The organism is Acinetobacter guerrae (assembly GCF_009372255.1).
Taxonomy (GTDB): domain Bacteria; phylum Pseudomonadota; class Gammaproteobacteria; order Pseudomonadales; family Moraxellaceae; genus Acinetobacter; species Acinetobacter guerrae.
Window position 1 is genome coordinate 138,720 of sequence record NZ_LXGN01000005.1, and the last position, 11,876, is coordinate 150,595.

Below are 11,876 nucleotides of genomic sequence, written 5' to 3' on the forward strand. Positions count from 1 at the left end.
CATTTTTTTGCATATTCCCCCAGCCATTTTTATATCTGTTCGGCCAATAAAAGTTTATTATTTTTGATTAACCTTATGATATTTTTAGAGCAGATAAATCAATAATCTTTGATCTCGTCATTGCTTACTTTTGAGGATTAGTCTTTTAATATCAGTCTATTACTATAGCGAGAATAAAAATGAATAAAGATCATCAACCCAACCCAAATGAAGATCTTGAAACAATAGATCAGGAACAACTCAAAGACTTACCTATTTTTAAAAAATCTGTTCTTGAATATAAAGGCTTGGTGACTTCTGAAGAATCTAGTTCTGCAGCTTTACCCGAAAGTTATCCTTATCGGACGCGTATGTCACGTAAGACTTATGAAACTGAGAAAAAGCTACTCCAGATTGAATTACTTAAAGTTCAATCTTGGGTTAAAGATACAGGTCAGCGTATTGTTTGTTTATTTGAAGGACGCGATGCAGCAGGTAAAGGAGGTACGATTAAACGCTTTACAGAACATTTAAACCCCCGTGGTGCGCGTGTGGTTGCCCTTGAGAAACCTAGCTCTCAGGAAAGTGGACAATGGTATTTTCAGCGTTATATTGAACATTTTCCAACCAAAGGCGAAATCGTATTTTTTGACCGCTCATGGTACAACCGTGCAGGTGTTGAACGTGTAATGGGCTTTTGTGAACCGCAGGAATATTTACAGTTTATGCGCCAAACTCCTGAACTTGAGCGTATGTTGGTCAATAGCGGCATTCATCTATTTAAATTCTGGTTTTCAGTCAGTCGTGAAGAACAATTACGCCGTTTTATTTCGCGCCGTGATGATCCTTTAAAGCATTGGAAACTCTCACCGATCGACATTCAGTCTCTGGATCGTTGGGATGATTATACAGAAGCCAAAAATCAAATGTTTTTCCATACCCATACAGGTGATGCACCGTGGACAATTATTAAGTCCGATGATAAAAAACGAGCACGTTTAAATTGTATTCGCTATTTTTTATCAAAACTGGATTATCCGAATAAGAATTCCAAAGTAACCGAGCGTGTTGATGAAAAAATTGTGCTCATTCCAAATCCACAGTTTAAACAGGTGATGGATACAGAATCTGACTAAAAATAAATGGACTAATCCATATCAACTATGGGTTAGTCCAAACATTATTAATCTAAAGTTATAGAACATAAGATCGAAATATTAAAAATTAATTCATCAGTTTTACTGGGTTTAAAATTATAAAATAAATCAGCAAAGTTAAATTCGCTCATTTATATTAAGTCACCTTGAAAAAACAATGATGACTTCAAATGACACCTATTCAAACTTCATCAAAAATTGAACCACAAAAAATAATTAGCTTAAAAAAATTTATTTTTTTATCGATCATTACTTTTTCTATGTACCATATATGGTGGATGTTTAAAGCTTGGAGATTTTTTCAGCAAAAAGATCGTGTAAAAATAATGCCAGCTTTAAGGGCCGTATTTGCTATTTTCTTTTTATATCCATTACTAAAAAAAATACAAAATTTTGCTTCCGAAGAAGGTGAAACTCCGAATTACTCTCCTGTATTACTTTTTTTAGGATATATAATTTTTTCTATGCTCTATAAATTACCTGATCCATTTTGGTTGATTTCATTAAGCAGTATTATTTTTTTGATTCAACCATTTCAAGCATTAAATGCAGCAAAAAGAAACGCAGCTCAAGTTGAGGTTATTGAGCAAAAAAACTTTAGTAAACCACAAATTGTATTGATTATTATTTTTTCAATCGTGTGGGCTCTAATTTTGTTGGGCTTATTTCTGACCGAATAAAATAAAAAAGTTGCAATGACGCTGATGAGTCATTGCAACTTCATGCATAGGCTTAAACTAAAATTTCGCGTTTACCATTTGCACCCATTGCGCTGACAATTCCATTTTCTTCCATTTGATCGATAATCCGTGCAGCACGGTTATACCCCAAGCTAAATTTTCGTTGTAACGAAGAAGTTGAAGCTTTACGAGTTTCAAGTACAAATGCGACACATTGGTCATACAACATGTCTCGGTCTGAGCCACCCTCACCACTGTCTTCAAAACCACGTGAGGTTGTTTCTTCATCATATGGCGTCAGAATCTCATCAACATAGTCTGGATCGCCACGTTCACGCCAAGCATCACAAATTCGATTGACTTCATCATCACTAATAAATGCACCATGTACACGCTCAGGCTCAATTTTACCCGGCCCAAGAAATAGCATATCACCATGACCAAGTAAGTCTTCTGCCCCACCTGCATCTAAAATAGTACGTGAGTCAATTTTTGAGTTCACACGTAAGGCAACACGTGTCGGAATATTGGCTTTAATCAAACCTGTAATGACATCAACCGAAGGACGTTGTGTCGCGAGCAGTAAATGAATGCCTGCTGCTCTTGATTTTTGTGCCAAACGAGTAATCATTTCTTCAGCTTTTTTACCGACCTGCATAATCATATCGGCAAACTCATCCGCCACGATGACGATTGAAGGCAATGGCTGTAAACGGGGTGCTCGTTCCTGTGTCGCTGAATCACTTGGCTTCCATGTCGGATCAATCAGATCTTCACCATTCGCAATCGCTTCTTCAACTTTACGATTGTAGTCGGCAAGTTTACGAATTTTTAAGAACGACATCAGTTTATAGCGACGTTCCATTTCATTGACACACCAGTTTAAAGCACTCACCGCATCTTTCATGTCGGTCACAACTGGCGTAAGCAAATGCGGAATATCATTATAATTGGCTAGTTCAAGCTGTTTTGGATCGATTAAAATCAAGCGTAGTTGATCTGGGGTATATTTTAGCAACATCGACAGAATCATCGAGTTTACTGCCACAGATTTACCAGAACCTGTTGTTCCTGCGACCAACATGTGAGGTGCTTTACCCAGATCAGTAATTACAGGATTACCAGAAATATCTTTACCCATCGCCATAGAAAGTAAACCCGCAGGATCCTTAAAGGCAGGTGTTTCTAGTAGTTCAATTAAACGCACCATTTCACGGGTACTATTCGGCACTTCAATCCCAATATAAGGTTTCCCCGGAATCACCTCAACCACACGAACCGATGCCATTGACATGGAACGCGCCAAATCACGAGAGATATTGGTTACTTTAGAGGCTTTAACACCGGGTGCCAAATCAAGCTCAAAACGTGTTACCACAGGCCCCGGCTGTGCCTCAATCACTTTGGCTTTGACGTTAAATTCTTGAAGTTTGATTTCCAATAGCTCAGATAATCTTGCCAATTGCTCTGCAGTAAAGTTCACTTTTTTATTTGGATCAACTTTATCGAGTAATTCAAACCCCGGTAATGTTGGCAAATCTCGACGTTTTTGTACAACTTGCATAGCGCGAGACATTGGCCGTCCAGACGCATCTGCTAACGGGGCATCAAAATCGAACTCATCTGCTTCATCTTCATTGGGCTTACCAGCCGTTTCCTGCCAAGCATCAATAAATTCTTCTTTAGATAATTTATGATTTAAATCTGTTTGAATTTCAGCTTTGACAAATGGCGTTGATTGCGCATAGCTACTGGTTGTTGGTGATTTAGCTTCTTCATCATCTACCAATAAATCGGTCAAATCATCGAATTCTTCGGCCTGTTGCATATTCTTAGGTTTATAGGGTGCAACTGAAGCTTGTTGAATTGTTTGTTCCACTTGCTCAATCAATCCATCTGTATCGTGTTGTATCTGTGTTGTAGGCACTGGATGTTCAACGAATGGCGTGTGAATATCCGCAGCTTTATTGTTCGGAACAGCTGCCAATAACTCATCAAAAATTTCATCATCATTCCAATCCAGAGACGATTTTTTTTGAGCCTGAATGGAATAATCGGTAATTTCAGGGTCATTTTGTGCGGCTTGCTGTAAATGATCATAAGGCGAGCGCTGCGATTCTTGCGCATCATCTGCTGCGCGAAGTAACGCATCAATTTCTTGTTTATGATTCAAATCATCGGATTGTAAAGCGCGCCAAACCTCTCCAGTCGCGACCAGACGCTGACTATCCTTTTGTAGTCGATGCGCCTTTTCAATTGTTTTTTCAAATTCTTCAGAGTCTTCATGATCCTGAAACTCTTGGTTTGCAGCGTGTTCTTTAGCTAAGACATCATCAAATAATCGTTCTGCGACCACATCACTCACATATCCATTTGCTTTTAATACAGGCGAACTCGTCGCTTGCAAAGCAGGTTCTGCTTCATGTGTCACACTAGAAGCAGCACTTGAGCTTGCTGCTATATTCGTTGCTGGTGTGTTCAAGACTTTTTTGGGTGGATCGGTCAGATCAAAATCAGACTCATTGGGAGATACATTTTTATAAAATAAATCCTGTAAATAAGCAGGCGTGGCTTTTAATGTGGCCCATGTTTTATTCCACTGAATACCAAAAGCCAATGTGATTAAAACCACCCAAAATACCAAGAGGAATAAAGTCGCCCCATATATCGTCAATAAATGACTCAGGCTTTCTCCAATCTCATAACCAATGATGCCACCAGAAGCATTATCTAAAGTATCGGCAGGTAGACTCCAATGCAAATACAATAGCGTTGAGGTTGCCAGAATAATAAAAAATTGCGCCGCGTAGCGAAATGGGCGGTTTAAGAAACTATGTGGCCACCAAACCTGAATCGCTTCAATGAACAGAAAAAGTGGGATCAGTAAACTTGCCCAGCCTAAAAAACCAAAGAGCAAATCTGCAATCCATGCCCCTGCTACCCCACTTGCATTAGACACTTGTTGGGTATCACTTGAAATATGCATCCAGCCAGGATCAAACGGCGTATATGTCACTGTGGCCAGAAACATATAGATCCCAAAAGAAACCAAAAATAATGTGATTAATAAGCGCTGTGCATAAACACTTGACACCGCAGTCATATACTGTCCTGTAACCCAGTTATAGATTGATCTTGTTATGTCGCAGCTTCAAAAAAGTCGCTGCGAATAAAAGTTATATTATGCACCTGTTCTTACAAAAAAGATGCATGATTGTTTACGCTTGTTGTTAATCTTGTTGTCAGGGGCAATTGACCTGATACCACAACATTAAAGGATTTTTTTAAATTGTCTACAATTGACTCTTTTATCTATATAGCTCAATTCGATTTAGATGATCAATATTATCGACATCAAATCAGCCCCTTTCTGATCGACTTTCACGTATAATTTTCTCAATTTTAATATAAATAAGGAAGCTTAGATGAGCGCTCGTCACTCTCGGTTAATTATTTTGGGTTCTGGTCCTGCGGGCTACAGTGCTGCGGTTTATGCCGCACGTGCCAATTTAAAACCTGTTCTAATTGCAGGTTTACAATTAGGCGGTCAATTGACAACCACAACCGAGGTGGATAACTGGCCCGGTGATCCTGAAGGTTTAACAGGCCCTGCTTTAATGGAACGTATGCAGGCGCATGCAGAACGTTTTGGTACAGAAATTCTCTATGACCATATCAATGAAGTTGATCTTAAGACGCGTCCCTTCGTATTAAAAGGTGATATGGGTGAATATACCTGTGATGCGCTGATCATTGCGACAGGTGCAACTGCCCAATACTTAGGGTTAGAATCAGAAGCTGCATTTATGGGTCAAGGTGTAAGTGCCTGTGCAACCTGTGATGGTTTTTTCTATAAAAACCAGAAAGTCATGGTTGTTGGTGGCGGTAATACTGCGGTTGAAGAAGCTTTGTATTTATCTAACATTGCCTCACATGTCACATTAGTACATCGTCGTGACAGTTTACGATCTGAGAAAATTTTACAAGATCATCTATTTGCCAAAGAAAAAGATGGCAAAATCAGCATTATCTGGAATCATCAAGTAGATGAAGTGTTGGGCGATAATACAGGCGTAACTTCTGTTCGCTTAAAATCGACTCAAGACGAATCGACTCAAACCATCGATGTACAAGGTCTATTTGTTGCCATTGGGCATAAACCAAATACAGATATGTTTGAAGGTCAACTTGAATTGCGTGATGGTTATATTCAAGTACAAAGTGGAACTAAAGGTAATGCGACTGCAACGTCTGTAGCGGGCGTTTTTGCTGCAGGTGATGTGGCTGACAATATCTACCGTCAAGCCATCACCTCTGCAGGTTCAGGCTGTATGGCTGCTTTGGATGCAGATTTCTATTTAGATAGCATTTAAAAACCCAAACAGAATTTGTAAGCTACAAAAAACCACCAATAAAGGTGGTTTTTTTGTATCAGATCACGTTATAACTACCGTACTCCGCTATTTTTTATAAGAATATTTTTAATTAAATAGGAAACTTTATGACTATAACTTGGAACAATGGCTATCAAACAGAAGTTAATTATACCTATGGTTATTATCGTGACTTAAGCCCCAACTATCAGCGGTTTTGTTTATTGCTCAATGGTGTTGATTGCCCAAGTTCTAGTGAAACACATCAACATTGTGAACTTGGTTTTGGACAAGGTGTCAGTATTAATATTCATGCAGCATCTAACGAAGGAACTTTTTGGGGAACAGACTTTAATCCAGCACACGCAGCGCATGCCAATCAAGTTGCAGAGCATAGCCAGACCGAACATAATTTTTATGATGATAGTTTTGAAGAACTTCTCAACAGAACTCATTTACCCATGTTCGATTCGATTAGCTTACATGGGATCTGGAGTTGGATCAGCTATGAAAACCAACTGATTATTTTAAAATTTATTCGCCAATATCTCAAACCTAATGGCGTTGTGTATATCAGTTATAACTGTGTGACTGGCTGGGCAGCGAATATGCCAATCCGAGAGTTATTTCATAGTCATTTTAAATTTAATAGCAAAAGTACTAACCCTATTCAGAAAGTAAAAGATGCATTGGATTTTAGTGAATCTTTACTCGCTCAAGATCCATTATTTGTAAAACGCCATCCGCACGCTCTATCAAAAGTCGGCGAATTAAAAAATCAGCATCCCAATTATCTGATTCATGAATATTTGAATCAGGACTGGCAGTGTTTCTCATTTCAGCAAGTAGTGCGGTTATTAGAAGAAATAAAACTAACCTATGCAGGTTCAAGTGACTTAAATACGCATCTGGATAATATTAATTTTTCACAGGAGCATCAGGACTTTTTAAATGCCATTGAGCATCCTATTTTTAAAGAACAATGTCGGGACTATTTTGCCAGTACGCAGTTTCGTCGTGATTTGTTTATTCGAGGTAAAAACTCACTCACCACGTTACAGACGCAAGAACGTTTAAGAAATACTGCTTTTATGTTACTAAGTGCACCTTCATTTTTACCTAAAGATATTGCGGGCTATTTGGGTACTTTTAATCTGATTGAAGAAATCTATCAACCACTTAGTCAATATTTTCTAAACAATGAATATCGCCCACAAACCATACGCGAACTTGAGCAGGCATTACCTCAGCTTAATTATGCTCAGATTTTAAATGCTCTTGTCATCTTGTGTCATTTAGGCTTTGCTCAACCCTGTCAAAGCGTATCTCCAAGTGAAAAAGTAACTTCACAATGTCAGCAACTCAATCGTTACTTAATCGAACAAGCCAGTTTTCATCAAAATTATCAGGCACTAATTAGCCCATTGACTGGAATCGGAATACCTACCGAACATTTTCATCAGTTATTCTATCGCGCTCATTTTATTGATGGACTAAATACTGCAGAAGAATTTGCTCATTACGTTCAACAAGTTCTCAATCAATTAAACTGGTATGTTTTGGATGCGGATAAAAATACGATTAAGGACCAAGAACAGAGCTTAAAAATCATCCAGAATAAAGCCTCAGATTTTCTCGCGGCAGATAAATTAAAAATCGCACAACAACTTAGACTGTTTGCTTAAATAATCTGTTATATCCGTTTAGATCGGCTAAAATAAGGCCGATCTTTTTTATTTTTACTCGCATCATGTTGCTTCCATCCATGTATCTTTTTCCAGATCCCATCGAATCTGACCCAGAAGGTCAAGGTCTGATTTGTATTGGTGCAGATCTGGAACCTTCCACGTTGTATGAAGCTTATACGCATGGATTATTTCCGTGGTTTAATGAAGGTGATCCCATTTGTTGGTGGTGTCCAGAACCACGCTGCATCATCTATCCTAATCGCTACAAACCAAGCAAAACCTTATTGCGCAACATGAAAAAGTTTGATTATCGTATTACCATTAATCAAGCTTTTGAACAGGTTATACGTTCGTGTGCCCTACCACGTAATTACACCAATGAAACATGGATTTCAGAAGACATCGTCCAAGGTTATGTTGAACTGTTTCGAGAAGGCTATGGCTACAGTATTGAAGTTTGGGATCATCAGGAACTTATCGGCGGCTTATATGGTGTCAGTATTGGTCACGGTTGTTTTGGTGAGTCTATGTTCAGTCTACGTACCGATGTTTCCAAGATGGCATTTTACGCCTTAATGTTACTAGGACAAGAAAACCAATTGGCTTGGGTCGATTGTCAACTGGTCAATGATCACCTACTCAGCTTAGGTGCCTGTACACTTTCTCGGCAGGAATATTTAAAATCGTTACAAGATGTAATTATTCAGCCCCCTATCGATTGGAAAATTTATCAAGAGCGTGTATTTTCAAGTAAAACGGTTGCCGAAAATGCAAAGTTAATTGAATGATAATAATTGAGGGACCAATAATATGAAATCTTATCATCCCAAGTCCCTGCTCAATGATTTGCAGTATTACATTACGCCGCCCCATGACTGTAGTTATCTGGAAAATAAATCTGCACGAATGGTATTTTTAGATCCGATTCACCGCATCGATATCGTCACCCTATCTGAACTTTCCCGTGTTGGATTTCGCCGTAGTGGTGATTTTGTTTATCGTCCAGAATGTCATTTATGCCGCCAATGCTTGTCCTGTCGTGTTCCTGCCCATGATTTTCAAATGAATAGCGTACAAAAGAAAGCATGGAAACGTAATCAGGATTTGCAAATGCGGATCACACCAACCCATCAAGCACTCAAATTACACTATGACCTGTATGAACGTTATATCAATGAACGACATGCGGATGGTGACATGTACCCACCTAGTCTGGATCAATTTGAAAAATTTTTAGTGCATAGTTGTACCGAAAGTTTTTTTATGGAACTCTGGAAAGATGATCAACTCATTTGTGTTTCAACCTGTGACATGATGGATGATGGCTTATCTGCGGTCTATACTTTTTTTGATCCAGACGAGAGTCGCCGCTCATTGGGTGTATTTGCAATTTTGAAGCAACTTGAATACGTCAGAGCGCTTAGTCTAGATTATCTCTATTTAGGCTATTGGGTGCCGCATTCACAAAAAATGAATTATAAATCGCAATATATTCCACTTGAATTACTACTAGATGGTCAATGGCGTAGACTCAATCGAGCTTTAAGTAGCGATGAAATACAACGCTTAGGAAATTCGTTGATGACGACACTGCCTTCCGAATGGAATAATTTGATCGTTGAATAAATATTATCTACAACATTAAACAATGTGCTTTATTTAAATCAATTATTTAAATAAAGCCGCAAAATCATCACTACAACTTTTCACCATAATAATTGCATGCTCACGAGAACCGTCAGGTTTTGGATAATAATTCCGTCTTAAATCAATCTGATGAAACCCAATTTTTTCATATAACTTAATTGCACCCAAATTACTTTCACGTACTTCTAAAAAAATCTGGACAGGATCATTTTTAAGTAATTGCAAGGATTTTTCTAAAAGTTGATAACCCAAGCCCTGTCCTTGATAATCTGGATGAATAGCCATTAATAACAAATTAGCTTCATCCACCACAGGCTGCAAAATACAAAAGCCTAAAATCTGATTTTGTTGTTCAATTACTGTACTCTGATAAGACGCAACTGATTCCAAAAATTGCTGTGTTGTCCATGGATGCGTTTGTACCTGCTTTTCAATTTGTGTAACAGCCTGAACATCGTTGGGTTGCATGGAACGAATCATGATATGTTGCATGTCAGCAGTTTAGACCACTAAAAAAAGAGTTTTGATGTTATAGAATACCAAGCTATAAAAAAAGGGCAATTCAATTGCCCTTAGCATAATGTTTAAACTTTATAATCCCAGTTTCGCTTTCCAGTCTTTTAGCAACTGTACTGTGTCTAAATCATTCGGATGAAAACCAGGTTTAAAGTAAACCAGCATTTCACCCACCATGCCTGAAATAATACCTTTCGATGGGCTATAAGCATATTTATAAATCATTGCCAATTCTTTGAAATTGATCTTGTTATCTTCACTTAAAAGACGAACAACAAAAGAGGACTGAGTTAAAAAGATTGCGACCATTGCAACGACCAAGGCAGTATTACGCAAAGCATACGCTTTTAGACCATGACCAAAAATCCCTTCATAAACATCATACGCCACTGCTTTATGTTCATTTTCTTCAATCGCATGCCAGAGCCACATATATTTCATAGTTTCATCTGTCATGAGTTCCTGAATATGTGGATTACGTAACAATTCAGAAGCAATCGTTGCAGTAAAATGTTCAAGAGCTGTGGTTGCGGTTAAATCTACCATTTCCTGTGTCATGCCAAAAGGTTTAACCACTTTGGCAAAGACTTTACGACCTGTCTGAATGACCACATTAGTCTGTTTTTCTAATTTGTTAACATCATGTCCATACTTTTGTGCAGAAGCATTAAAGCCAACATGTTCTTGAGTATGCATTGCTTCCTGACCAATGAAAGCACTAATCTCTTTTTGTAAGGCCTCATTATCTTTAATCGCAGGATGATAACGAACTGCACGAACAGAATCGATAAATAGTTTTTCACCATCTGGGAACAATGCAGATAATGCTGTCATAAAATGAGTTAGTCCTGCGGAACCATTCATCCAATACTCTGGCACATTATCAAAATCAAAGTTCATACGACGGACTGGAAAAGTTGCACCAGCACGATTTGAAATATTTACCTTAGCATTCATGCTTATTGCTCCTCAATGGCGATAGCACCATCAACATTTATTGTTTATTTTCTTGATTGTTATCATACGACATTGATAAAAAGGCTTAAGTGCAGTTAAGGACACAGAATTATCAGTTTGGGTCATAACGACAAAAAATAATGTTTAAAAATACTTTTTAAAAGCAAAATTAAAAAAGAATAATCAAAATTTTGTTCTTAAATAAAAGAAAATGACTAAATTTCAGACATAAAAAAACGCCCCAAACGGAGCGTTCTTTTACTATAAAGTGATTATGCAGTTACTTTCGCAACAACACCAGCACCTACAGTACGACCACCTTCACGAATCGCAAAACGTAGACCTGGGTCCATTGCGATCGGGTGGATTAATTCTACTGACATTTCTACGTTGTCACCTGGCATTACCATTTCTACGCCTTCTTTCAACTGGATTGCACCAGTTACGTCAGTTGTACGGAAATAGAACTGTGGACGGTAACCATTTAGGAATGGAGTATGACGACCACCTTCTTCTTTAGAAAGTACGTATACTTCTGCATCAAATTTAGTGTGTGGCTTGATCGCACCTGGTTTAGTCAATACTTGACCACGTTGTACGTCTTCACGCTTAGTACCACGTAACAACACACCACAGTTCTCGCCTGCACGACCTTCGTCAAGCAATTTACGGAACATTTCAACGCCAGTTACTGTTGTTACTTGCGTATCACGGATACCCACGATTTCAACTGATTCACCAACTTTAACGATACCTGATTCTACACGGCCTGTTACAACTGTACCACGACCAGAAATAGAGAATACATCTTCGATTGGCATCAAGAATGCTTTGTCGATTGCACGCTCTGGCTCTGGGATATAAGAGTCAAGTGCAGCA

At 38.4% G+C, this 11,876-nt stretch carries 10 protein-coding genes; 6 read left to right on the forward strand and 4 right to left on the reverse strand.

Annotated features, from left to right (window positions below; genetic code table 11):
- The first annotated feature begins 179 nt into the window (after window positions 1–179).
- Both ppk2 and A7A69_RS04480 read left to right on the forward strand, forming a co-directional pair.
- Complete coding sequence (gene ppk2, locus A7A69_RS04475; protein ID WP_120370066.1) at window positions 180–1,115, forward strand: polyphosphate kinase 2; 936 nt, start codon at window positions 180–182, stop codon at window positions 1,113–1,115.
- A gap of 191 nt (window positions 1,116–1,306) precedes the next feature.
- On the forward strand, window positions 1,307–1,816 hold the full coding sequence (locus A7A69_RS04480) for a DUF4234 domain-containing protein (protein WP_152876409.1): 510 nt from the start codon (window positions 1,307–1,309) through the stop codon (window positions 1,814–1,816).
- A 52-nt stretch (window positions 1,817–1,868) separates the two neighbouring features.
- On the opposite strand, the gene A7A69_RS04485 is transcribed toward A7A69_RS04480, so the two are convergent.
- On the reverse strand, window positions 1,869–4,919 hold the full coding sequence (locus A7A69_RS04485; RefSeq protein WP_152876410.1) for a DNA translocase FtsK: 3,051 nt from the start codon (window positions 4,917–4,919) through the stop codon (window positions 1,869–1,871).
- A 322-nt stretch (window positions 4,920–5,241) separates the two neighbouring features.
- On the opposite strand from A7A69_RS04485, the gene trxB reads away from it, so the two are divergent.
- The 4 genes from trxB to A7A69_RS04505 all read left to right on the forward strand — a co-directional run bounded on the left by trxB (window position 5,242) and on the right by A7A69_RS04505 (window position 9,503).
- Entirely contained in the window at window positions 5,242–6,189 is a 948-nt protein-coding gene (trxB, locus tag A7A69_RS04490) for a thioredoxin-disulfide reductase (RefSeq protein WP_152876411.1), read from the forward strand.
- A gap of 128 nt (window positions 6,190–6,317) precedes the next feature.
- Window positions 6,318–7,874, forward strand: a complete 1,557-nt coding sequence (locus tag A7A69_RS04495) for a methyltransferase regulatory domain-containing protein (RefSeq protein WP_152876412.1) — start codon at window positions 6,318–6,320, stop codon at window positions 7,872–7,874.
- A 62-nt stretch (window positions 7,875–7,936) separates the two neighbouring features.
- Window positions 7,937–8,665, forward strand: coding sequence for a leucyl/phenylalanyl-tRNA--protein transferase (gene aat / locus A7A69_RS04500; protein ID WP_187349175.1), 729 nt, complete (start codon window positions 7,937–7,939; stop codon window positions 8,663–8,665).
- A gap of 22 nt (window positions 8,666–8,687) precedes the next feature.
- Window positions 8,688–9,503: an arginyltransferase gene (locus tag A7A69_RS04505; RefSeq protein WP_151980919.1), complete on the forward strand. Its 816-nt coding sequence runs from the start codon at window positions 8,688–8,690 to the stop codon at window positions 9,501–9,503.
- A 42-nt stretch (window positions 9,504–9,545) separates the two neighbouring features.
- Here the strand turns inward: A7A69_RS04505 and rimI are convergent, their stop codons facing one another.
- From rimI to A7A69_RS04520, 3 genes are all read right to left on the reverse strand, one after another.
- Window positions 9,546–10,004 (reverse strand): ribosomal protein S18-alanine N-acetyltransferase, encoded by a 459-nt coding sequence (gene rimI / locus A7A69_RS04510; protein ID WP_152876413.1) that lies wholly within the window; start codon window positions 10,002–10,004, stop codon window positions 9,546–9,548.
- Between the two features lie 111 nt (window positions 10,005–10,115).
- Entirely contained in the window at window positions 10,116–10,997 is an 882-nt protein-coding gene (locus A7A69_RS04515) for a metal-dependent hydrolase (RefSeq protein WP_152876414.1), read from the reverse strand.
- A gap of 272 nt (window positions 10,998–11,269) precedes the next feature.
- A partial coding sequence (locus A7A69_RS04520) for an EF-Tu C-terminal domain-related protein (protein WP_152876506.1) occupies window positions 11,270–11,876 on the reverse strand: 607 nt, incomplete at its 5' end.